The 22569-nt window shown below is 71.3% G+C and carries 25 protein-coding genes and 1 pseudogene; 14 read left to right on the top strand and 12 right to left on the bottom strand.

Annotated elements, in window-relative coordinates:
* Window positions 1–63: 63 nt before the first annotated feature.
* Together ACN27J_RS04550 and ACN27J_RS04545 are read left to right on the top strand one after the other, a co-directional pair.
* The gene (locus tag ACN27J_RS04550; RefSeq protein WP_421363886.1) at window positions 64–807 is read left to right on the top strand and encodes a D-Ala-D-Ala carboxypeptidase family metallohydrolase; all 744 of its coding nucleotides are present in this window, start codon (window positions 64–66) and stop codon (window positions 805–807) included.
* 142 nt (window positions 808–949) lie between these two features.
* Window positions 950–1648: a histidine phosphatase family protein gene (locus ACN27J_RS04545; RefSeq protein WP_421363882.1), complete on the top strand. Its 699-nt coding sequence runs from the start codon at window positions 950–952 to the stop codon at window positions 1646–1648.
* Between the two features lie 13 nt (window positions 1649–1661).
* Here ACN27J_RS04545 and ACN27J_RS04540 read toward each other — a convergent pair whose 3' ends face one another.
* Both ACN27J_RS04540 and ACN27J_RS04535 read right to left on the bottom strand, forming a co-directional pair.
* The gene (locus tag ACN27J_RS04540; RefSeq protein WP_421363880.1) at window positions 1662–1985 is read right to left on the bottom strand and encodes a helix-turn-helix domain-containing protein; all 324 of its coding nucleotides are present in this window, start codon (window positions 1983–1985) and stop codon (window positions 1662–1664) included.
* A gap of 12 nt (window positions 1986–1997) precedes the next feature.
* Window positions 1998–3277 (bottom strand): annotated as a pseudogene (locus tag ACN27J_RS04535) (macrolide family glycosyltransferase); the annotation flags it as partial.
* Window positions 3278–3340: 63 nt separating this feature from the next.
* On the opposite strand from ACN27J_RS04535, the gene ACN27J_RS04530 reads away from it, so the two are divergent.
* The 9 genes from ACN27J_RS04530 (at window position 3341) to ACN27J_RS04490 (ending at window position 11696) form a co-directional block, all read left to right on the top strand.
* On the top strand, window positions 3341–3952 hold the full coding sequence (locus tag ACN27J_RS04530) for a TetR/AcrR family transcriptional regulator (protein WP_421372112.1): 612 nt from the start codon (window positions 3341–3343) through the stop codon (window positions 3950–3952).
* Window positions 3953–3962: 10 nt separating this feature from the next.
* The gene (gene pip / locus ACN27J_RS04525) at window positions 3963–4952 is read left to right on the top strand and encodes a prolyl aminopeptidase (protein ID WP_421363878.1); all 990 of its coding nucleotides are present in this window, start codon (window positions 3963–3965) and stop codon (window positions 4950–4952) included.
* A gap of 253 nt (window positions 4953–5205) precedes the next feature.
* Complete coding sequence (locus ACN27J_RS04520) at window positions 5206–6138, top strand: twin-arginine translocation signal domain-containing protein (protein ID WP_421363875.1); 933 nt, start codon at window positions 5206–5208, stop codon at window positions 6136–6138.
* A gap of 449 nt (window positions 6139–6587) precedes the next feature.
* Window positions 6588–7754 (top strand): glycosyltransferase, encoded by a 1167-nt coding sequence (locus ACN27J_RS04515; protein ID WP_421363872.1) that lies wholly within the window; start codon window positions 6588–6590, stop codon window positions 7752–7754.
* Complete coding sequence (locus ACN27J_RS04510) at window positions 7751–9016, top strand: aromatic ring-hydroxylating oxygenase subunit alpha (RefSeq protein WP_421363869.1); 1266 nt, start codon at window positions 7751–7753, stop codon at window positions 9014–9016. Before ACN27J_RS04515 ends, ACN27J_RS04510 begins: the two co-directional genes overlap by 4 nt.
* 5 nt (window positions 9017–9021) lie before the next feature.
* Window positions 9022–9534: an aromatic-ring-hydroxylating dioxygenase subunit beta gene (locus ACN27J_RS04505; RefSeq protein WP_421372111.1), complete on the top strand. Its 513-nt coding sequence runs from the start codon at window positions 9022–9024 to the stop codon at window positions 9532–9534.
* Between the two features lie 7 nt (window positions 9535–9541).
* On the top strand, window positions 9542–10771 hold the full coding sequence (locus ACN27J_RS04500) for an MFS transporter (RefSeq protein WP_421363867.1): 1230 nt from the start codon (window positions 9542–9544) through the stop codon (window positions 10769–10771).
* 3 nt (window positions 10772–10774) lie between these two features.
* Window positions 10775–11167 carry a carboxymuconolactone decarboxylase family protein gene (locus ACN27J_RS04495; protein WP_421363865.1) on the top strand — a complete coding sequence of 131 codons (393 nt, stop codon included), beginning with the start codon at window positions 10775–10777 and terminating at the stop codon, window positions 11165–11167.
* On the top strand, window positions 11157–11696 hold the full coding sequence (locus tag ACN27J_RS04490; protein ID WP_421363864.1) for a hypothetical protein: 540 nt from the start codon (window positions 11157–11159) through the stop codon (window positions 11694–11696). The genes ACN27J_RS04495 and ACN27J_RS04490 overlap by 11 nt, the downstream gene beginning before the upstream one ends.
* Here the strand turns inward: ACN27J_RS04490 and ACN27J_RS04485 are convergent.
* The 7 genes from ACN27J_RS04485 to ACN27J_RS04455 form a co-directional block, all read right to left on the bottom strand.
* Window positions 11636–12295: a flavodoxin family protein gene (locus ACN27J_RS04485; RefSeq protein WP_421363862.1), complete on the bottom strand. Its 660-nt coding sequence runs from the start codon at window positions 12293–12295 to the stop codon at window positions 11636–11638. The genes ACN27J_RS04490 and ACN27J_RS04485 overlap by 61 nt on opposite strands.
* Window positions 12296–12407: 112 nt before the next feature.
* Window positions 12408–13043: a nucleotidyl transferase AbiEii/AbiGii toxin family protein gene (locus ACN27J_RS04480; protein ID WP_421363859.1), complete on the bottom strand. Its 636-nt coding sequence runs from the start codon at window positions 13041–13043 to the stop codon at window positions 12408–12410.
* Window positions 13044–13066: 23 nt separating this feature from the next.
* Window positions 13067–13426: a hypothetical protein gene (locus ACN27J_RS04475; RefSeq protein ID WP_416594298.1), complete on the bottom strand. Its 360-nt coding sequence runs from the start codon at window positions 13424–13426 to the stop codon at window positions 13067–13069.
* Window positions 13427–13465: 39 nt separating this feature from the next.
* Entirely contained in the window at window positions 13466–14947 is a 1482-nt protein-coding gene (gene rox / locus ACN27J_RS04470; RefSeq protein ID WP_421363855.1) for a rifampin monooxygenase, read from the bottom strand.
* A gap of 176 nt (window positions 14948–15123) precedes the next feature.
* Entirely contained in the window at window positions 15124–15774 is a 651-nt protein-coding gene (locus tag ACN27J_RS04465; RefSeq protein WP_421363853.1) for an adenylate cyclase, read from the bottom strand.
* A 53-nt stretch (window positions 15775–15827) separates the two neighbouring features.
* Window positions 15828–16745: an aminoglycoside phosphotransferase family protein gene (locus tag ACN27J_RS04460; RefSeq protein WP_421363850.1), complete on the bottom strand. Its 918-nt coding sequence runs from the start codon at window positions 16743–16745 to the stop codon at window positions 15828–15830.
* Between the two features lie 75 nt (window positions 16746–16820).
* Window positions 16821–17177 (bottom strand): ArsR/SmtB family transcription factor, encoded by a 357-nt coding sequence (locus tag ACN27J_RS04455; protein ID WP_421363847.1) that lies wholly within the window; start codon window positions 17175–17177, stop codon window positions 16821–16823.
* Here ACN27J_RS04455 and ACN27J_RS04450 point away from each other — a divergent pair.
* Window positions 17176–18300: a cation diffusion facilitator family transporter gene (locus tag ACN27J_RS04450; RefSeq protein WP_421363845.1), complete on the top strand. Its 1125-nt coding sequence runs from the start codon at window positions 17176–17178 to the stop codon at window positions 18298–18300. The genes ACN27J_RS04455 and ACN27J_RS04450 overlap by 2 nt on opposite strands.
* A gap of 6 nt (window positions 18301–18306) precedes the next feature.
* Here the strand turns inward: ACN27J_RS04450 and ACN27J_RS04445 are convergent, their stop codons facing one another.
* A complete protein-coding gene (locus tag ACN27J_RS04445) occupies window positions 18307–18798 on the bottom strand; it encodes an FBP domain-containing protein (protein WP_421363843.1) in 492 nt (163 codons plus the stop codon).
* A gap of 78 nt (window positions 18799–18876) precedes the next feature.
* Here ACN27J_RS04445 and ACN27J_RS04440 point away from each other — a divergent pair, with 78 nt between their 5' ends.
* On the top strand, window positions 18877–19446 hold the full coding sequence (locus tag ACN27J_RS04440; protein WP_421363842.1) for a TetR/AcrR family transcriptional regulator: 570 nt from the start codon (window positions 18877–18879) through the stop codon (window positions 19444–19446).
* Between the two features lie 38 nt (window positions 19447–19484).
* Here ACN27J_RS04440 and ACN27J_RS04435 read toward each other — a convergent pair whose 3' ends face one another.
* Together ACN27J_RS04435 and ACN27J_RS04430 are read right to left on the bottom strand one after the other, a co-directional pair.
* Window positions 19485–20462, bottom strand: a complete 978-nt coding sequence (locus tag ACN27J_RS04435; protein ID WP_421363840.1) for a threonine/serine dehydratase — start codon at window positions 20460–20462, stop codon at window positions 19485–19487.
* A gap of 85 nt (window positions 20463–20547) precedes the next feature.
* A complete protein-coding gene (locus tag ACN27J_RS04430) occupies window positions 20548–21333 on the bottom strand; it encodes a hypothetical protein (RefSeq protein WP_421363838.1) in 786 nt (261 codons plus the stop codon).
* A 182-nt stretch (window positions 21334–21515) separates the two neighbouring features.
* Between ACN27J_RS04430 and ACN27J_RS04425 the strand changes: the two genes are divergently transcribed.
* Window positions 21516–22562, top strand: a complete 1047-nt coding sequence (locus ACN27J_RS04425; protein ID WP_421363836.1) for a S1 family peptidase — start codon at window positions 21516–21518, stop codon at window positions 22560–22562.
* Window positions 22563–22569 lie beyond the last annotated feature (7 nt).

The raw sequence follows: 22569 nt of genomic DNA, 5'->3' as shown, positions 1-22569 counted from the left end.
TCGGGTGATTGGCCGGAATGATCTACCCATGCCGGCCGATCGTCATTTGTCGATGGGAAGACAATGAGGACTGTTATCCGCCGGCTTGGCCGGATGCTCGCCGCCTGCGCCCTCGTCGCCGCCACCGCCCTCGCGGGCGTTGTCGTAACAGGTGGCGCGGCCCACGCAGACGGCTGCTACACGTGGGGGCGCACCCTCTCCCAGGGGATGTCCGGCAACGACGTCAAGCAGCTGCAGATCCGCGTCTCGGGCTACCCGGGCTACGGCGCGGTGCTCGCCCTCGACGGCGTATACGGACCCGCCACCCGGTCCGCCGTGATCCGCTTCCAGCAGGCCTATGGTCTGTCCGCCGACGGCGTCGCCGGCCCGCAGACCTTCAACAAGATCTACGCGCTCCAGGACAACGACTGCACTCCGGCCAACTTCAGCTACGCCGAGATGAACAAGTGCAACAGCAGCTGGTCCGGTGGCGCGGTGTCCGCCAGCACCGCCAAGTTCAACGCCCTCGTGTCAATGTGGAAACTGCAGGCCATGCGGCGGGCGCTCGGCAACGTACCGCTCTATGTCAGCAGCGGCTTCCGCAGCTACTCCTGCAACAGCGCGGTCGGCGGCGCCTCCAACAGCCGGCACCTGTACGGCGACGGCGTCGACCTGGTCGGCTCGCCCTCGTTCTGTCGGATCGCCCAGCAGGCCCGCTACCACGGCTTCAGCAACATCCTCGGCCCCGGCTACCCCGGCCACAGTGACCACACTCACCTGGGTGCCACGTCGAGCCGGTCCTGGTCGGCGTCGAGCTGCGGCATCTGAGGGTCGCTACCCACGGGGACCGAGAACTCTCCGCGCGACGGGGAACCTGTTCCTGCCTGACCGCCGGTGGCCCGATCACCGGCGGTCAGGGCCGCCCGGTGCCGGGGCCGCGAATCACGCGCCGACCGGACACAATGAACAGATGGACACCGTCGCGCAACTGACCATCGTCCGCCACGGGCAGAGCACCGCGAACGCGGCCTTCGCCGACGCCCACGCCCGAGGTCTGGCCGACCACGGCCTCACCGGCCGCGACGCCGACATCGAGCTGACCGCGCTCGGCTGGCAGCAGGCCACCCACCTCGGCCGCTGGCTTGCCACCCGACCCGCCGACCAGCGGCCCGACGTGGTCGTCTGCTCCCCGTACCTGCGGGCCCGTCAGACCTGGACCCGGGTGGCCGGCACCGCCGCCGCGCTCGGCGCGCCCTGCCCGGAGGCGGTCATCGACGCACGGTTGTGCGACCGGCTGATGGGTGACCTCGAACTACTCACCCCACTGATGATCACCCAGCGGTTCCCGGCCGAAGCCGCCCGGCTCGCCGCAGACGGACCGTACGCCTACCGCCCGCCCGGCGGTGAAACGTTCGACGACGTCGTCGCGCGCGTCAAGGCCGTCCTGGCCGACCTGGACCGCGACCACGCCGGCCGGCGCGTCCTGGTCGTCGCCCACGACGCGGTGGTCATCGCGGCCCGCCATCTCCTCGACGGCCTGCCGTTCACCGAACTCGACGCGATCATCGCGAGCACGCCGGTCGCCAACGCGTCGATCACCCGCTACGTCGACACCGGCGACGGCCTCGAACTGGTCGAGTTCGCCACCACCGCCCACCTGCCGCCGTGACTTGTGCTGCCGCTCAGGCCGACCGGCGGCGCCAGCTGTCCAGCACGTGGCCGGGATGTTCGCGCAGGAACCGCCGCCGGACCTCGACGTACCGGGTCGGCGTGAGCCCGGTGAACGCCCGGAACTCATGGCCGAAATGCGCCTGGTAGAGGTAGCCGGCGCCGCTGGCGAGCTCGGCCCAGTCGACCGGCCCGGCCGGGTCGATCGCGAACACGGTGGCGGCGAAGCGGTAGGTGCGGGCCAGCCGCTTCGGCGTGCCGCCGACGAGATCCTTGAACCGCCGCGCCAGATGGGTGCTGCTGACACCGGCCGCCGTGCCCAGGTCGCCGATCGCCACCGCAGGTCAACGTCAGCTACGCCGAACTGGCCAACATGCAACAGAACCTGGTCCGGTGGCGTGATGTCCGCCAGCAGCGGCGAGTTCGGCCTCGATCAGATCAGCGGCCCGGTCAGCGCCCCCAGCCGACCGGGCCTGCTGCTTCAGGTCGGCGCTGCGGGCCGCCACGGCGAGGTCCGCTGTGAGGGCGAGCAGTGTCCCGCGTAGCTCCGCCGCGGTGACGGTGGCCGGGTCGACGACCCGGGCGACGCCCAGGCCGGCCAGTTGCTCCGCGTTCGTGAACTGGTCGACCGCCTGCGGTACGGCGATCATCGGGGTCCCGCAGTAGAGGCCTTCGCTGCTGCCGCCCATGCCGGCGTGAGTGACGAAGGCGTCGGCCTGCTCCAGTACGGCGAGCTGCGGCACCCACGGGTGAACCTCGACGCTGTCCGGGACAGGACCGAGCTCGGCGGGGTCGACGTGGCTGCCGATCTGCAGCACGGTGTGCCAGCCGGGCAGGTCACCGAAGGCGGCGACGCACCGGCGGTAGAACTCGGCCTGCCGGGTGAAGGCGGAGCCGAGGGAGACCAGCAGTACGTTGTCGACACCGTCCGGGCGGACCCAGGTCCCCTGGTGGGAGCGGTCGCCCAGGACCGGGCCGACGAAGCTGTAGACGGACCGGTCCACCCGGTCGGCGTTGGGCTGGAGCGCCTCCGGTGGCAGCACGAGGCTGCGCGTCGGCCGGCCCTGGAACGCCATGCTGTCGGTGACCGACGAACCCTCCGAGGCCAGCCACTGCTCGAACCGCCGGTAGTAGTCGGCGCCGCGCGGATCGGCCCGCATCGCGGCGACGGCGGGCGCCATCTCCTGTTCGTAGCCGTTCCAGGCCACGAACGTCGACGACAGCTGGACGGCCGGGATGCCCCACTGCTCGCCGAGCAGCCGGGCCGGTGCGCCGGCGATGTCGTAGAGGAACAGGTCGGGCCGGTCGTCGGCGTACGCGGCCCGCAGTTGCGGCAGCATGGCGATGGCGTCGTCGAGGAAGAGCGTGAGCTGCTCGATCGGGTCGTCGGTCCCGGAGCCGCCGTCGCTGGGCAGCGTCGTTTCGTACGGTTTCAGCTCGGCGCCGGTGCGCTCGATGATCTCGGCGAAGGCGGGGTCGTTGGCGTAGGTGACCCGGTGGCCGCGCCGCACGAGGGTGCGGATGATCTCCAGGCTCGGGTTGACGTGGCCGTGGAACGGGATGCTGACCATGGCGATGTGCGGCACGGGAACCTCCGGTGACCTGAGACGAGACGTTTCGTCTCGTGAAGAGAGAAGCACGGTGTCCCGAGCGCGTCAAGACGAGACGTACCGTCTCGCGATAGGCTGTCGTGGTGACCCCACAGCCCGCCCGGCGCAGCGAACAGTCCCGCCGCGCGATCCTCGCCGCCGCCCTGGCGCTGCTGACCGAGCAGGGCTACGCCGCCGTCACCGTCGAGGCCATTGCCGCCCGCGCTGGGGTCGGCAAGCAGACCATCTACCGCTGGTGGCGCGGCAAGGGCGGGGTCATCCTGGACGCCCTCACCGACAACTTGCCGGAGGTCCTCGCCCTGACCGACACCGGTGACCTGCGGGCCGACCTGCGCGAGATGTTCCGGGCCACCGTCGCCGAGTTCGCCGATCCACGGCTGTCCGCCACCACCCGCGCCATCACCATCGAGACACTCGCCGACGAGGAACTGGCCGACCAGGCGCGCGACCGGTTGCTCCGCCCCCAACTGGACATGGTCCACACTCGGCTGGAGGCCGCCCGCGACGCCGGCCAGGTCCGCTCCGACGCTCCCCTGGACCAGGTCGTGGAGCTGCTGTTCGGCCCGCTCTACCATCGTTGGCTGCTGCGCACCGGACCGCTGACCGACGAGTACGCCGACAGCATCGTCGACCTCGTCGTCGCCGCCGTCACCCCCGCCGGTGCCTCCACCGGCACCGCTGCCAGCACCCGCTGAGGAGTACGCCATGACCGATCCGTACGACACCGGGATGCTCGACGTCGGCGACGGCCACCAGGTCTACTGGGAGGTCTGCGGCAACCCCGACGGCGTACCCGTCGTCATGTTGCACGGCGGGCCGGGCAGCGGATGCACGCCCCGGCACCGCCGTACGCTCGACCCCGACCGCTTCCGCCTCGTCCTGTTCGACCAGCGTAACTGCGGACGCAGCACCCCGTCGGCGGCCGACCCGGCCACCGACCTGAGCGCCAACACCACCGCCCATCTCGTCGCCGACATCGAACGGCTGCGCGCGTATCTCGGTGTCGAGAGCTGGGTCGTGTACGGCGGCTCCTGGGGTGCGACGCTGGCGCTGGCGTACGCGACGAACCACCCCGACCGGGTACGCGGCATGATCCTCGTCGCGGTCACCATGACCCGCCGCTGCGAGGTCGACTGGCTGTACCGGGGTGCCGGCCGGTTCTTCCCCGAAGCGTGGCAGCGGTTCATCGCCCACGCCGGCCTGCCCGGCTACCGGCTGCCGACCGACAGCGAGCCGCCGATCGAACCGGTGCTGCTGCGCTACGGCCAACTGCTCGCCGACCCCGACCCGGCGGTACGCCAGCGGGCCGCCGACGAGTGGTGCGCCTGGGAGGACGCGCTGATCTCCGAGGAACACAACGGCAACCCGGGCGCGTACTCCGACCGGGAGCTGCGGCAGCGGCTCACGATGACCCGGATCTGCGCGCACTACTTCGGCAACGGTGCGTTCCTCGCCGACGGCGAGATCCTGCGCAACGTGCCGAAGCTGGCCGGAATCCCGGGGGTGCTGATCCACGGGCGTACCGACGTCAGCGGGCCGGCGATCACCCCGTGGGAGATCGCGCAGGCCTGGCCCGACGCGCGGCTGCACGTCATCGGCGACGCCGGCCACACCGGCACCGCCACGATGCGGCGCGTCCTGGCCGACGCCGCCGACACGATGGCCCGTCAGGCAGGGGGGCGGCTCAGTGAGTGAGGTTTCGGACCTCGGTCCCGCCACAGCGCGTCACCATCGGCGAGGAACTACCTGGAAGCGGCCGAAGATCGGAATCCCCTGGCAGACCAGGGTATGCGCCACTCTTCGTGCCCGAGTGATCACTATACGTAAATAGAACTCTTCCCCGCTGGCATCGACGTTTTCTAATATTCGACCCACTGGTGCCACGGACGGCACCGTCCGGTTTGCCCCGAGAGGCCAGGGGCAACCAAATCGGAAGATGGGTGAGCAAATGAGCGAATCGTACGGGCAGCGGCCATTGAGTCGACGCGACGTGGTGCGAGGTGCGGCGGTCGGCGGGGTCGCCGCCGCAGCGGCCGTCGGCAGCACCTTCCTCCCGGAATCCCCGGCGGCGGCGGCCCCGCCTGTCAAGCCGATGCCCGCGCCCCCCGCGCAGCCGGTGGCGGCGACGGCACCGACGACCGGGCTACTCGGTCTCGGCAGTTGGCTGGGCACAGCCTTGAAGGTCGCGAACGTCGCCGCGCAGGTGCTGCCCACCGCGCTCAGCACGCAGCAGGGCAACGCGATCCCGCCGCCTTTCCAGGTCGGGGACCTCCAGTTCGAATGGGGCAGCGTCGATGGCGGCAACCTCGAGCTGTACGTCAAGAACAACACCGACAACGACATCGGGCTGTCCTACTCGGTCACCCGAAGCGGCCAAGACGCCAGCCTGTCTCTTCACCAGCCGGTCAGGGCCCATCATGCATTCAGATGTCGGACCGAAATGAGCACCTTCATCAACGGACAGGTCGCTGCGGCGCCGACGCCGCTGGTTACCCTCTCCAACGCCGCCAGCGGCCGCAAATTGTGGGCCGTCGCCAGATCGGTGGGCATAGGGGTCGGCATCAACCTGCTGAGTGGCATGGTAGGGACGTTTGTCAAGGATTTGGGCAGTCACAACTTCAACTTCACGCTCGAGACGAACGACTCGGGAACTCCGGCTAGCGTGGAGGTCGCGGCGACCGACAAGAACGGCAACACCGTCAACGCCAAGCAAACGTCTTCGGGTCCGACGGCCGCCCCCGACTCGACGATTACCATCCCGCTTCCACCCGGGGTGGATCTCGACCCCGTAGTCGCGGAAATGCAGCTGATAGTCGAGCTCGAGGAGTCGGACTACCAACGGCTCGTCGCCGATCGGCTCGACCGACTGATCGCCATCTGACGATCCGGTGCGGGTGCACCTGACTTGCCGGATGTGGGTATCTCCGCCAGGTTTCCAGCAGAGTCGGGTGCACCTTTCTGGCGCGCGGCGGCGACGGATCGCAGAGTTCAGCCAGTGCGGCGGCCCGGGGGGGTCGGGCTGCGCAGCTTTGCGAGTCACTCTGGCGGACCGCCCGCCAGATGCGGCACGTCCGGATTCATGGGGATGAGCCGGGATTCGGCGACGTGAGTGAGGATTTGGCGGATTCCGCTCGTCGTCGCGTCCAGCGGAGCGGTGTTGCCGACGTCTGTCGTGAGGTGTTGACATCGATCGCGCACCCCGGCAGTCTTTTGCGCAACTACCTGAGGGTCGTCGATGTGTCCCTCAAGGATGGTGCCAATGCGTTGTGCCTCAGGACATCTGGATCCGGGGTCGGCCCGGCCGTCTGCTCTCTACGGATCGGAGATCTGATGCGTGTCGCCCTGCTCACCACCACGCAGCATGGCCACCTGAACCCGTACGTTCCCGTGGTCAACGCGCTTCAGGCCACCGGCTGTGACGTCGCGCTGCTGTTGTTGTCGGCTGATGGTGGCGTGCTCGACGAGCAGCGCGGCCAGGCCCTGGGCAAGGCGGAGGTGCACGCGGTCGGGCAGGTCGAGATGGCACCGTGGAGCGACGATCCGGCGAAGATCGGCCCGATGCTGCAGTCGTCGCCGGTGGCCGGGCAGACAGCCGACGTGCTGCGCGCGACGGCACCGGATTTCGTGCTCGTCGACTCGCTGCCGGTCACAGCGTCGGCCATGGTCGGCGCGCACGCATCCGGCGTGCCGTACGGAATGATCTGGGCCAATCTGGGCGGAGTGTGCCCGGCCGAGCATCGGCGGGGCCGCTGGCCGTACGACGAACAGGTCGGCGACTATCTGACCAGGCACGGGGTGTCGTGGTCGACCCGGACCCATTCGGCGCGTTCGCCGGTCCTCAATCTGATGCCGACGATTCCCGCCCTGGTCGGCGACGACGCGGTCACCGACGACGGGGTACAGCTGGTCGGACTACCCGGGGCGGCGGGCGCCCGCGGCGACGAGGTCACCTTCCCCGGCCTGGACCGGATCGACCCCGACCGTCCGCTGGTGTACGTCTCCTTCGGAACGATCTTCTACCGGCGGCCGGACCTGCTGCGTACGGTGATCACCGGGGCTGCGGCGACCGGCGCGCAGGTGGTCGCGTCGGTCGGGGACCTCGCCGAGGAGCTGGCACTGCCCGACGACGTGCTCACCGCCCCGTACCTGCCGCAACGTGAGGTGCTCGACCGCGCCGACGTGTTCATCACCCACGGCGGATACAACTCGGTGGCCGAGTCGATCCGGGCGCAGACCCCGATGCTGGTCATCCCGCTGGCCGTCGATCAGCCCATCCAGGCGTCCTTCGTGGGCAGCGCCGGTTTCGGGACGGCGCTGGAACCGGCCGGTGTCACCCGGCAGACGGTCGCCGACGCGGTCACCGACCTGCTCGACCCCGCCCGGGACTACCGGGCCCGGCTGCGCGCCGCGCAGCCGCAGTGCGGCGACTCCGCCGCACGCACCGCCGAGCTGGTCGTCGGCACTGTCGAGACGATGCGGAGCGAGGGCGAGCGGTGACGATCGAACTGCAGCGGCCGGTCGGCGACCCGATCGTGGTCGACGACCCCGAACGTCTGTCGTTCCGGGTGGATCGCCGCGCCTACACCGACGACGACCTGGCCGCACGGGAGATGACCAGGATCTTCGACCGCTGCTGGCTGTACGTCGGACACGAGTCGGAGGTGCCCGAGCCGGGCTCCTATGTGACACGTGACGTCGGCGGGCGGCCGGTGGTGATGGCGCGTGGTTCCGACGGGGTGCTCCGGGTGTTCGCCAACAGCTGCCCGCACCGTGGGGCGCTGGTCTGTTCGCAGCCGGCCGGGCAGGCCCGGTCGTTCCGCTGCCCGTACCACGACTGGACGTTCTCCAACCAGGGCGACCTGGTCGGCGTCCCGATTCCGGACGGGTACGGGCCCGGTTTCCGCAAGGCGGACTTCGGCCTGGCACGGCACCGCAGCGACAGCTACCGGGGTTTCGTGTTCGTCACCTTCGACCCGGAGCAGCCGCGCACCCTGACCGAGTACCTGGCGGGTGCGACGGAGTACCTCGACCTGATCGACGACCAGTCGGAGGTCGGGATGGAGGTCATCCAGGGTGCGCAGCTGCACGGCGCCCGGGCCAACTGGAAGCTGATGATGGAGAACAGCGTCGACATCTACCACTTCCGGGCCCTGCACAAGCGGTACGTCGGCTACATGGAGTCGCTGGGGTCGGTGCCGCCGCGACGCCGGGGCGGCTTCGGCCGCGCCCTCGGGCTGGGGCACGGCGCCAACGAGCTGCCACCGGCGGCGGCCCGCCCGCTCGCCTACTGGACGCCGATGTTCGCCGCCGACGTGCGGCCCCGGATCGAGGCGACGGCCGCCCGGTTCGTCGAGCGGTTCGGTGCGCAACGCGCCGAACGGATCACCGGCACCAACCGCGCGGTGCTGATCTTCCCCAACCTGATGATCATCGACGCGATCGCGATCACCATCCGCAAGATCGACCCGGTCGGCGCCGACCAGATGGCCATCACCTCGGTCGCCCTGGCCCCCCGCGACGAGGACCCCGACATCCGGGAACTGCGCAAGAGCCACTACCTGACGTTCCTCGGCCCCGCCGGCTTCGCCACCCCCGACGACATCGAGATCATCGAGTCGTGCCAGCGGGGGTACCTCAACCGCGCGGTCCGCTACTCGGACCTGTCCCGCGGCATGAACAAAGCGGTCCCGGAGACCACCGACGAGCTTCCCGCCCGCGAGTTCTGGCGGCAGTGGGACCGGCTGATGCAAGGGGCGTGACCACGATGATCACCGAGCTGACGGTCGACGACGCGGCCCAGGTGCGGCTGTGGCACCAGGTGAGCCAGTTCCTCTTCCGGGAGGCGCGGCTGCTCGACGAGTGGCGGCTACGCCAGTGGTACGACGAGATGCTGACCGCCGACATCCGCTACTCGGTGCCGGCCACCGACGTGCGCGGCGAGCCGGCCGACGCGCTCGGGCTCATCGACGACGACGCCGCCCGGCTGCGCCAGCGCATCGAACAGCTGCTCAACGGCGAGGTGTGGTGCGAGAACCCCCGGTCGCGGACCAACCGGATGATCACCAACGTGGAGATCCTGGCCGACCGGGGCACCCACCTCGACGTGGCGGCGAACGTCGTCGTGCACCGGTTCGGGCACGGGCGCTCCGACGCGTACGTCGGCAAGTACCGGTTCGAGCTCGTCGTCGACGGCGGGACGTTCCGGGTCCGCCGACGGCTCGTCGTGCTCGACCACGAGACGTTGTACGAGCACGGCAAGCTCAGCATCATCCTGTGACCGGACAGTGACGGCGGCCGCCCCGGGCAGCGCCCCACCCGTCGCCGCCACCGCGCCGCCGGGCCTGCCCCGCGAGGTCTACGTCCTCAGCGTCGTCGGTGGCTGCGTCATGCTGGGCCTTGGGCTGGTGCTGCCGGTGCTGCCGGTCTACGCGGCGACGTTCGGGGCCGGACCGGCCCAGATCGGCGTACTCGTCGCCCTGTTCGCGTTGCTGCGGCTGGCCGCCAGCCCGTTCTGCGGCCGGCTCGCCGCCCGGTTCGGGGAACGGCGGGTGCTCGTCGCCGGCCTGCTGCTGTGCGCGGTCTCCTCGGCCCTGACCGCGTTCGCCGGAACGTACGGGCAACTGCTCGTGTTCCGCGGCCTCGGCGGCGTCGGCTCGGTGCTGTTCTCGGTGTCCGCGCTGGCGACGCTGCTGGCGGTCGCCCCCGCCGACCAGCGGGGCCGGGCCAGCGCCGTGTTCGAGGCGGGCTTCCTGCTCGGCGGCATCTGCGGGCCGGCACTCGGCGGGCTGTTCGCGCTCATCACCCTGTCCGCGCCGTTCATCGCGTACGCCGTGCTGCTGCTGGCCGCCACGGTGCTGACCCTGGCGGTGCTGCGTACCGGTCCACGCGCCGGCACCCAACCGGGCCGTGCCGTGGTCCGACTGCCGGTCCTGCTGCGGGACCGGCGCTACCTGGTGGCCTGTACGGCGGCACTGGCGCAGGGCTGGGTCCTGTTCGGACTACGCAGCGCGCTGGTCCCCACCGTGGTCGTCGGGTGGGGACACGACGTGACCTGGGTCGGGTGGGCGTTCACCATCTCCGCCGTCGTCCAGGCGCTGCTGATCATGCCGGCCGGTCGGGTCGTCGACCGGGCCGGCCGGCGACCCGCCATGATCGCCGGCACCGGGCTGGCCGCCACGGCGATCACCGCCCTGGTGTTCGTGGACACCTACGCCTGGCTCGTCGTCGGACTCTGCGGGTATGCGGCGGGATCGGCGCTGCTCAACGCCGCACCGGCGGCGCTGATCGGGGACGTCGTCGCAGGCCGGGCCGGCAGCGGCGTCGCCGTCTTCTCAATGTGCACCGACATCGGTGCCGTCGTCGGACCGGTCGTCGTCGGGCTCGTCGCCGAGCAGGCGGGCGTCGCGGCCGCCTTCGGCAGCGGCGCGGCGCTGCTGGTCGTCGCCTTCGCGGCGGCGTGGACGTTGACCACGGTTCGACCGATGACCACTGTCCCACCGACCCGAAGGAGTTGACCGATGGATCAGCCGACTGCCCGACGTGACCGAGGCGAGGCCATGTTCCAGCAGGTCTTCGGGCGCGAACCACGCCCCGGTTCCTACCCGGAGTTCCTGCAGCTCACCGTCGACCACCTGTTCGGTGAGATCTGGACCCGCCCGCACCTGAGCGTCGAGGAACGTGAACTGGTCGCGTTGAGCGCGGTCACCCTGGCGCGCACCGACTGGGAGCTGCGCGGCCACATCGGCGCCGCCCTGCACCTCGGAATGTCGCGGGAGAAGATCATCGAAGTCATCATCCAACTGGCCTACTACGGCGGCTGGCCGGTCGCCAACAACGGGCTGCGGGTCGCTCAGGAGGTCTTCGCCGAACTTGACGCCGCTACCGGCAGGGACACCGACGTTGACCGGTGAACCGTCGCCCCTCGACCCGGCCGAGAAGGTCGACCTGTGGCGGCAGCGGTTCTTCGAAGCCCAGGCCGCCGCTGAGGAGTTCATCCTCGGAGAACACGGCGAAGAAGGCCTGGCCGCGTGGATCCAGGCGAACTCGCGCATCACCGCCGACCTGCTGCGGGCGCAACGGCCGGCCGGGGTGTCCGCCACCGACCACTTCATGACCCGGCTGCAACGTCAACTGCTGCTGTACGACTCGGCGGTGACCAGTGAGCCCCAGCCGTCCGGCACCGTGCTGCGCAACGCCGACTGCGGGATCCTCCGCTACCGCAGACGGGCCGCCCGCGCCGGCGTCGTGCTGACCTTCTCGTCACCGTGCCCGTACTGCCAGGAACTCAACACGGCGATCGCCGCCCGCTACGTGGAACCGGACGTCACAGTGTCGTGCGACCAGGCCGGCGACGGGTGCACCTGGCGCGCGGAGTCCGCTCACCCACCGGAAGACGACGACGCGGCCGGGTCGCCGCAGCGTGGCCGGACCGGCGACTGAACCACCGGCAACGCCGTCCGCGCGTGTGCCGGCGACCGGCTGACGTCGAGCGTCATGCCGAGCTGCCGGCCCACCGCCACACACAGGTCGACCGCGGCCGTACGGGTCAGGTCCTGATGCTCGCCCTGGGTGACGCACGCCGACGCCACGTTCCTGTTCCGTAGCCGCAGGTACCACGGGAACAACGAACCCAGCGCGGGCTCGGTCAGCATCGTGCGCGAATGCACGATCGTCCCCACCAGCAGGTTGCCGAACGGGCGCTGCCCGGCGTTCATGAAACTCTTCAACCGCTCCTGGAAGATCTTCAACACCGCCGGTACGTTGCCCGCGTACACGGGCATCGCGAGCAGCATCGCCTGCGCGCCCTCGGCCAGGTCGACGACCTGCGCGAAGTCGTCGTCGAGTGTGCACCGTCCCACCTCGGGGTCCAGGCAGGTGTCCTCGCCCTCGCACATCGCGATGCGATGGTCGATCAACCGGATCCGCTCGATCCGCGCGTCGCCCACCTCCCGGACGACACCGCTGATCGCCGCCTCGAGCAACGCGTCGGTCAGCGACGGCAGACGCTTCTGTGTGCAGGACAACGCGATGATCTTCACCCGAGGGGCCTCCCCTGTCCGCTCAGCGCCACGGTGGACCGGCCGCCTGACCATGCGTACGTGGCCGCTCACCGAGGCAGCCCCAACCTACCGGGCCGCCTGCCCGCGCGGGTCAGGGCGCAAACCTCGGCCAGGTGGAGAAGCCGTGGCGAATCTCGTTGACCTGTGTCGCGGTCAGCCCATAGATCTCGCGGAAGACGGCGTCGTCCATCCGGTCCAGCCGCTGCATGGCATCGGTGAAGTCCTCCTCGGTCAGACCAGAATCCGCCTGCCGGGCGAGCTCGATCAGCCGATCCCTGGAGTAGCGGGCGAGGGCGGCGGCAGTATCGATGTAATCGCGAGGGGCAGCCCGGGTAGCGAGTGCCACCACCTTTGTGGCAACCACGTCATCAAGGTGCAGCACCGGCCCGATCTGCATCATGACCGGCTGGTGATGCCGGTCAAACCGCACCATTTGCAGCCGCACCGTCTGGTCCCCGCGCCGCACCTCGCACTCGACGAGATCATGCTCGAAACCGTCGAAGACGTCGCCGAGGTCGGCTGAATCCGTGACCGCCTCGACGTGCAGTCCAGCACGACTCAGGGTCGACATCACCAGGTCGGCAGCTGCGGTGACCCCACCGGACTGGTCCGTGAACAGGTCGACGTCTTCGGTTGGCCGGTCCACCACGCCGTATGCGATCAGCGCGTGTCCGCCCGCTAACGCGAAGCCGTGTCGCTGGGCCACGGCGAGCGCCAGCCGTGCCACCTCGGCCTGGAACTCCTCTGATGTCACGCGGCGGCGGGCTGGTGGGCGCTGCGCAGCTGCGGGTGCCGTTGCTCCCAGGCCTGTCTGACGCCACGTGGAACCCACAGGTCCAGCCAGAGCCGGACCAGCGTCGGGCCGTGCAGCCAGGTGACCAGCTCGACCGGGGTGACCGCCTCGACCAGAACGGTTTCGTACATCCACCGCAGCAGTGCGGGGTTGTCGAGATTGACCCGGCGGTCGGGCTGCCAGTGCAGCCGATGCGGCAACTCGACGACGCCACTGACTGGTCCGCGCAGCTGCGCGAGGTCAGCAACGACTGCCGCGCGTCGACCCGGCCGAGCCAGGTACGGCACGATGCCACCCTCGGCTTCGCTGCGTCTCACGTCATCCAGGGTAGCGGGCGATCCCGCCGCGAGCCGGCCTTACGGTGTCGACACGGCGGACCTGGGCCGGTTGTCGGCGGTGCCGAACCAACGGGGCAGGTGGTGGAGCAGATCCTGCTGGTCGTCGCCGACCCACGCCACGTGGCCGTCGGGGCGCAGCAGGACGGCGGGTACGTCCAGTTCGTCGCTGGCGTCGACGACGTGGTCGACCCGGTCCGCCCAGCCGGTGACCGACAGCCGGCCGGCCTGGTCGAGCAGCAGCCCTCGGCCGCCGTGTGTCAGCTCGTAGAGGCGGCGGCCGCCGGTCAGCCGGATGTCGCGCAGCCGCCGGCCGAGCAGGTCATGGGCCGAGCCGCCACCGACGTCCCCGTCCTCGCCGCCGACGTCGTAGCGGATCCCGATGGCGGTGACCTTCTCGATCAGGCGACGGCTGACCTCCTCGATGTCCATCAGCTCGGCGAGCAGCCGGCGCACCGCCTGCGGGCCCGGCTCGGTGGACAGCAGCTCCATCTGCGCCCGGGTGTTGTCCAGCACGGCGGCGGCCACCGGGTTTCGTTCGGTGTGGTAGCTGTCGAGCAGCCCGTCGGGTGCCCAGCCGGCGACCTCCGCCGCGAGTTTCCAGCCCAGGTTGACCGCGTCCTGGATGCCGAGGTTGAGGCCCTGGCCGCCGAGCGGCGGGTGGATGTGCGCGGCGTCGCCGGCCAGCAGCACCCGGCCGACCCGGTAGCGCTGCGCCAGCCGGGTGGCGTCGCCGAACCGGGACAGCCAGCGCGGTGAGTGCACGCCGAAGTCGGTGCCGGCGGTCACCCGCAGTTGCCGGGCGAACTCCTCGATGGTCGGTGCGACGCTACGGTCGGCGGCCACCCCTGCGGCGGGCACCACCAGCCGGTACACGCCGTCGCCCAGCGGCGCGGCCCCGAACCGTTTCTCGGTGGCGCGGACCTCGGCGACCACGGCGGCGACGGTCTCCGGCGCTACGGCCACCGTCATCTCGCCCAGCAGGGTGTCGACCCGGGTCGGTTCGCCGGGAAAGGCGACGCCGAGCAGGTTGCGCACCGTGCTGCGGCCGCCGTCGCAGCCGACCAGGTAGCGCGAACGCAGCCGCGTCCCGTCGGCCAGTTCCGCGGTCACCTGACCGTCGTCCTGGCGCAGGCCGACCAGTTCGCAGCCGCGCCGGATCTCGGCACCGAGTTCGGCGGCGCGTTCGGTCAGCAGGCGGTCGGTGACGGGTTGCGGGATGGCGAGCACGTACCCGTGCGCGGTGTCCAGCCGGTCCGGCGCGGGTTTGTCGATGCCGGCGAAGCCGCCGAACGGATACCGCTGGCCGTACGCGAGGAACCGGTCCAGCAGGCCGCGCTGGTCCATGATCTCGATGCTGCGGACATGCAGGCCGCCCGCGCGGACGTGGCTGGTCGGCTCCGTGTCCTTTTCCACGACGAGTACGGATACGCCGTGCAGCCGTAACTCGCTGGCCAGCATCACACCGGTCGGCCCGCCGCCGGCAATGATGACGTCGAACATTCGGTTCCCCCATTTCTGCGATCAGCCATCCGGGCAGCGTCGATCAGCGGACACACGTACGTGAATCCGAGTTTTCGCAGCTGATGGCTTCGGTCGCACATTCTGCGCCGCGACCCGGGTCTTGCCGCAAGACCCCCGATGCGATATACGTTGAATACGGCGAGGAACGGTTGCTCTCAGCCAGGTCGAGATCCGGTGGCGACCCTCGTCAAATGCAGCGCCGCCAGCCAGACGGCGGTCACCGGCAGGGTGATCGGTAGGAGCAGCGGCAGCCACCAGCCGACCAGGACGGCCGCGACGGGCACCACCAGACAGACCGCCAGCACCACCGTCGTGGACGCCGGCCGGACGTAGGACGTGACCAGCGGAATCGCGACGAAGACGAGCACCGCGCAGACGACTGCCGCGACACCCCAGAAGGTCTGTCGCGTCGCCGAAGCGGTGAACGCCGCGCTGACCCATGCCAGCGCGGGCAGCGCCACCACCGCGACGGCCAGCCACAACGTATGCCGGGCGACACGGGCAACCGTGGACGCGTCGGCCCGCCGACTGATCAGCACCGACGCGACCGCCACGACGGCAACACCGCCGAGGCCCGCGAACACCAGCGCGGGAAGGACCTTGCCGGTGCCGTCGGGGCACTGCAGCGGCACGCCGGGCGACACGTCCCCACCGGCCGGGCGGCACCCGATCCGCAGCGCGGACAGCACCAGCAGTCCGACGCCGCCGGTGACGGCGCCGACCAGTACTGCGGCGACCCCGGTCGCGACGTACCAGACGGGCAACTGCTCCACACCGGACCGGAGCCGAGGCCGAGGGTGCGACATCCTGGTATTCTCCCAGTCCCGGTCCACTCAGGTGCCGGTCTGCCGGAGGTCGACTACGGTCGGCCGTCGAGGAACATCCGCAGCCGGGTCAGGGTCTGTTTGTCGTCGCCGGGCACGTGCCCGTTGACCGCACGGCACACCCAGCCCAGGCGCAGCGCCACCCGGGTCGCGGCCACCAGGTCGCCGGTGAACCGTTCGGCGTACGGCGCCAGGTAGGCGTCCCGGAACGGCGCGGTGTCGACCGAGTCCCGCACGTCGTCAAGTCCCCACGCCAGCCCGCCTTCGAGGGCGACCGACAGGGTGAAGAACGGGTGCGACACGCAGGCGTCACCCCAGTCCATGATGAGGTGGCGGCCTTCGCGGACGAAGACCTGCGCGTCGTGCAGGTCGTCGTGCTGCAGCAGCTCCGGCAGCCCGTACTGCGCCAGCTCGGCGCACAGCTCGGCCACCATCGGCGCCGCGTCGCGGAATCGTCGGCCCGCGCCGACCTCGTCGACGATCCGTTCGTACGCCTGCGGCAGGGTGGCCAGCCGCCGGTCGGGCACACCGAGGGCGAGCAGGTCGTCGACGTCGTCGGCCACGTCGAGCTGCACTGCGGCGTACAGCGGCAGGACGTCGTACCACCGGTCCAGACTCTGCTCGCGCTGCGTCACCACCCGCAGCGTCTGCCCGGCGTCGGCCATCAGCATCCACCCGGTGTCGAGGTCGGCGGCCAGCGGCGGCGGCACCGCGTCGGGGCGGCGGGCGGCGATCCGTGTCACGACGGCCGCTTCGTGGCGCAGCGAGTCGGCGTTGGCCTTGAACCAGACGTCACCGGCGGCGGTCGGCACGCGCAGCACCGTCGACCACGGGTAGACGTGCGGTTGCAGGACCGGGCCGGTCCGGGCCGTCCCGAGCTCGTCGAGCCGGCCGTCGATCCAGTCCCGCACCCGGGCCAGCCACTGCGGATCCCGCCACCGTCTGTCGTCCACAGCCGGTGATGCTAGTCAGCCGTCGATGCCGGCCGACACTCGTTTTGGCCGGCCGGGCCAGCCGGCAATGTGGGATCAGTCGTGGTCGGGGGCGCCGGTCAGGTGGTGGTCTGCGGCGCACAGGGCCTCGGTGACCAGGCTGCGAACGTGGCCGCCGCGCGCCCGGTAGAGCACCCGGCGGCCGTCGCGGCGGCTGGCGACCAGGCCGGCGAGCAGCAGTTTCGCCAGGTGCTGCGACACGGCGGGGCGGGCGGCGCCGACCGCCGCCGCGAGGGTGCCGACGTCGTGTTCACCGTCGCGTAGCTGCCACAGCAGGCGCAGCCGGGTCGGGTCGGCCAGCATCTTCAACGCGGTCACCGCCGTGTCGACCTGCGCGCCGGTCGGTGGCTGCTGCCCATCGGTGGCACCTGCAGCGTTGTCGCGTGCGTACATGAGCACGTATTCTGCCATCGCCATGGACCACGACCACCACCGTCACGACCACCACCGTCACGACCACCACCGTCACGACCACCACCGTCACGACCACCACCCGCACGGTCACCGGCATCCGGTGCGGCGGGCCTGGTGGCGACGGGCGCTGCACCGGCTCACCCCGCACACCCACGACACCGCCGCCAAGGTCGACGACTCCCTCGAAGCGTCCCGCGACGGACTCCGCGCCCTGTGGATCTCCCTGGCGGTCCTCGCCGCCACCGCCGCCGCCCAGGCCGTCATCGTCGCCGCCTCCGGCTCGGTGGCGCTGCTCGGCGACACCCTGCACAACGTCACCGACGCGCTCACCGCCGTACCGCTGGCCATCGCGTTCCTGATCGGCCGGCGCGCCGCCACCCGCGCCTACACGTACGGGTTCGGCCGCGCCGAGGACCTCGCCGGCATCGTCATCGTGGTCGTCATCGCCGGCTCGGCGATCGCCGCCGGCGCGACCGCCGTCGACCGGCTGATCCACCCGGCGCCGATGAGCCACGTGCCGTGGGTGGCCGCCGCCGGGGTCGTCGGGTTCGCCGGCAACGAGATCGTCGCCCGCTACCGGATCCGGGTCGGTCGGCGCATCGGTTCGGCCGCGCTGGTCGCCGACGGGCTGCACGCCCGTACCGACGGGTTCACCTCGCTGGCGGTCGTCGCCGCCGCCGGGGGCGCGGCGGTCGGCTGGCAGTGGGCCGACCCGCTGGTCGGCCTCGCCATCACCGTCGCGATCGGGTACGTGCTGCGCGACGCAGCCCGCGAGGTGTACCGGCGGCTGATGGACGCCGTCGACCCGGCCCTGGTCGACACCGCCGAAACGACCCTGCGCGCGGTGCCCGGCGTCCGCGACGTGACAGCGGTACGGCTGCGCTGGATCGGCCACCGGCTGCACGCCGAAGCCGACCTCGTCGTCGACGCCGACCTGAGTCTGCTCGCCGCGCACGAGGTGGCCGCCGACGCCGAACACCAGCTCACCCATGCCGTGCCCCGGCTGGTGTCGGCGACCGTGCACACCGACCCGGCCGGACACGCCGGTGCGCACCACCACGTCACGTTGTCGCACCGCCGCCGGGCCGCGATGCTGCGGTAGAAGCTGTCAGCCGGTCACCTTGGCGACGAACGCGGCGACGGCGGCCAGGGTCCGGGCGGTCTTCTCCTGCAGGGTCAGTGACTCCTGCAGTCTGGCCCCCGGGCCCGGGTCCTTCTTGCCACGCACGTACAGCGAGCAGGCGAGGTCGCTGTACAGGTAGGTGCCGACCGAGTCGCCCTGCTGGCCGGCCCGGCCCGCCTTCGGGGCGACCATCAACGACACCCCGGCCTGCGGCGCGGTCAGGCAGATCGAGCACATGTTGCGCCGCAGATGGCGGGCGGCCGCGTCGGGGCAGCGCAACGCGACCGCCGCGGGCCGGCCCGCCAGCTCGGTGACCAGGTAGGCGCGGGCCGGCGACTGCGGATCACGCCAGCCGAGGAAGTCCAGATCGTCCCACGGCCGGCCGGCGAGGTCACGCGGCACGTACAGGCGTTTCGTCTCCCCCTTGGTGCAGTTGACGAACGCGGCGCGGATCTCCTGCTCGGTCAGTGGTGTCATACCGGGCAGGCTAGTTTTGCCTAAAGGTATTAGGCAAACGCATAATCGGTGTCGGTTCGACGGAGGAGGCGGGTACGGGTGGCACGGGCCGGACTGAACGCGCAGCGGCTGACCACGGCCGGCGCGGAGCTGGCCGACGAGATCGGCTTCGACCAGGTGACCGTCTCCGCGCTGGCCCGCCGCGTCGGCGTCGCCGTGGCCAGCCTGTACGCGCACGTCCGGGGCTCCGACGACCTGAGGACCCGGATCGCCCTGCTCGCCCTGGCCGAGCTCGCCGACCGGGCCGCCGACGCCGTCGCCGGCCGGTCCGCCAGGGACGCGCTGGCCGGGCTCGCCGGCGCCTACCGCGACTACGCCCGCGAGCACCCGGGCCGCTACGCCGCCGCCCGGCTGCGGCTCGACCCGGCCACCGCCGCCGCCAGTGCCGGTGACCGGCACACCCGGCTGCTGCGCGCGGTGCTGCACGGCTACCGGCTGCCCGAACAGGAACAGACCCACGCGGTACGGCTGATCGGCGCCACCATTCACGGCTACCTCGACCTGGCGGCCGCCGGCGGGTTCAGCCACAGCGCACCCGACCCGCAGGACAGCTGGCCCCGCATCCTGGACGCCCTCGACGCGTCGCTGCGCCACTGGCCGGCCGACTGACTACGCCGGCCCGGCCGATGCCAGTTGCTCAGCCGCGGTCAGACCAGGTCGAACCGGCGGGCCCAACCGGTCAGGTCGGCGACGGTGACGTTGCCGCCGCAGACCACCAGGCCGAGCCGGACGTCCGGGCCGACCCGCTCGATCACCCGGCCGGCGGCCGGCAGCAGACACCCGGCCGCCGGTTCCGCCCACACCTTGGCGTGCTCGGCCAGGTCCAGGCTGCCGCGCACCGCCTCCGTGTCCGACACCACCAGCACGTCGGTGACCAGTTCGGTGACGTGGTCGTAGGTCAGCTGCGACACCGTCGGCGCGCTCAACGTCGACACGATCGACGACAGTTTCACCGGCACCGGACCGCCGTGCCCGCAGGCCTGCGCCATCGCCGAAGCGCCGTCGGTCTCCACCCCCCAGACCCGGACACCGGGCCGGTGGGCGCGCAGCGCGGCGGCCACCCCGGATATCAACGCGCCGCCACCGACGCTGACCAGCACGTCCGTCGGCGCCGTCCGCTCGTCGACGAACGCGTCGGCGGCCAACTCCAGCCCGACGGTGCCCTGCCCGGCGACCACCACCGGGTCGTCGAACGGATGCACCATCGCCAGCCCGTCGGCCTGCAACCGCGCCGTCAGGTCGAACGCCTCCGCCATCGTGTCGACCACCCGCACCGTCGCCCCTGCCGCGGAAGCGACCTCCACCGCCCGCTGCGGCGCGGAACGCGGCATCACCACCGTCGCCTTCACGTCCAGGGCCTGCGCCATCACCGCCACCGCGATGCCGTGGTTGCCGCCGCTGACCGCCACCACGCCGGCCGCCCGCTGCCCGTCGTCGAGGGTCAGCAGCTTCGCCGCCGCGCCCCGCGCCTTGAACGACCCGGTCCGCTGCAGCAGCTCCAGCTTCGCCGTCACCGGTACGCCGAGCAGCCCGGACAGGCCGGGGCTGGGCACCGTCGGTGTCCGCACCACATGGTCGGCGATCCGCCGCGCCGCCGCCTCGATCTGCGCAACGTCGATGATCATTCGGTCCTCCCCGCAGCGTCCGTCGACAACGCCCCAGTATGCCCGGCCGCGCCGACGCGGCCCCGCCAGACCGGAATCGGTGCGATCAGCCCGCCGGTGCCGCCCCGGCGTCCGGGTCACGCAGCTCCCAGCGGGTGTAGCTGAAGTGCAGGGTGCGAGCCAGGACGTCCGGCGGATGCTCGACGGTGATCATCGCGGCGGTCGTCCGGCCGCCGGTGAAGCAGATGTCGGTGCCGACCGGCAGCCCGTACAAGCCGTTGATCATGTCGTCCCAGGTCTGCGCTGCGGCGTCCAGGCAACGGCGTACGGTGTGCTCGCCGATCACGTCGAGCACCGCCAGCTCCCCGCCGTCGAGCGCGGTCACCCGGTCCGACCGCTGGGACAGGAACAGATCCCCACCCGGCAGGTGCTCCCCGCCGACCTGCCCGCTGTCCAGGTCGATGCTCTGATGGTCGCCGAGCACGACGCCGCTGCCGCTGCCGACCTCGACCCACCCCGGTGCGCCGTTCACCGTCGAGTTCATGTCGTGTAACGCCGACGCGGTCACCCCTACCGCTGCGGCGACCAGCAGCGCCGACAGGATCACCGGCAGCCGGACGGACCTACGGGCAGCCGGCTCGGCCACCGGTGCCGGTGCGTCGGTCGGCGCTGCTGCGTCGACGGCTGCACCGGCCGGCCACCGCGTCGACGACCACAGCCCCCAGACCTGCACCGTCAGCGCCGCCACACCGAGGAACATGGCCAGCACGCCGGCCCACTGGTCGGCCCGGTCGAGGCCCTGCGCGGCCAGGAACGCCACGAGACCGACCAGAACAGCAGCCAGAACACCGCCCACGGCGATCGGCACGGGGCCGGGACGGCGGGGCACCATGTCGCCATTGTGGCAGGTCCACTCGCCACGGCCCGGGGAGGCGGCACCGGTCAGCGTCGGGCACGTGGCCGGAAGTCGCCCACAAATGGGCAATGGCACGGTGTGCAGCGCCGCCGCCAGCGGCGATGATGATCGCCGTCCTGACCGGACATCTCACGTTCACCAGATCGCAGGAGGACTGTGTGAGGGATATATCCACGCCGATCAGACAGATCGGCTCCGTGCTGGCCGCCACCGCCGTACTGGTCGGTGGTCTGCTGGCGAGTCCGGCGGCCGCTGCCGCCGGGCCCGCTCCCGAGCTCGACGGTGAGGCGGCGCTGGCCCTGGCCGACCGGCTCGGTGACCGGTCCGCCGGGGCGTACCAGGACCAAGCCACCGGTGACCTGGTCGTGACCGTGACCGATGAGACGGCCGCCCGGGTGGTCCGGGCCGCCGGCGGGGTGGCCCGCACCGTCGAACGTGGTGCCGACGACCTGGCCCGGGTCACTGGTGCCCTGTCACGGTCGGCGGCTGTGCCGGGAACCAGTTGGTACGCCGACCCGGTCAGCAACCAGGTGGTGGTCTCGGTCGACGCGACTGTCACCGGGACGCGGCTGGCGTTGGTGGAGGCGGTCGCGGCCCGCTTCGGCGACGCGGTCCGCGTCGAACGCGTCGCCGGCACGGTGGAGACCACCGCCGCCGGCGGCGACCCGATCTACTCCAACGGCCGCTGCTCGCTCGGGTTCAACGTGTACGACACCGCCGGCCGGCCGGGTTTCCTCACCGCCGGGCACTGCACCGAATCGCGGACGCAGTGGATGGTCGACGGGGTCGCCGACGCCGGCACCACGGTGGCCAGCAACTTCCCCGGTGACGACTTTGGCCTGGTCCGCTGGGTCGACACCACGGTCAACCGGCCCGGGGCGGTCAACCTGCACGACGGGACGCTGCGGGACATCACCGGCGCCGGCAACCCGTACGTGGGGCAGACGGTCAGCAAGAGCGGCAGCACCACCGGGGTCACCACCGGCCCGGTCGTCGCGGTCAACGTCACCGTCAACTACTCGGCGGGTCCGGTGACCGGGCTGTTCCAGACCAGCCTGTGCGCGGACAAGGGCGACAGCGGGGGCGCGGTGTTCGCCGGCAGCACGGCGCTGGGTCTGCACTCGGGAAGCAACCGGGCCGAGTGCCGGGCCTACCACCAGCCGGTGGCCGAGGCGCTGTCGGCGTACGGGGTCAACGTCTACTGACCGTGGC

It is taken from the genome of Solwaraspora sp. WMMB762 (assembly GCF_049179115.1).
In the GTDB taxonomy this organism is placed as follows: Bacteria; Actinomycetota; Actinomycetes; order Mycobacteriales; family Micromonosporaceae; genus Micromonospora_E.
The sequence above is the reverse complement of the archived record's forward strand: the minus strand, read 5'-3'. Positions and strand labels throughout refer to the sequence as shown.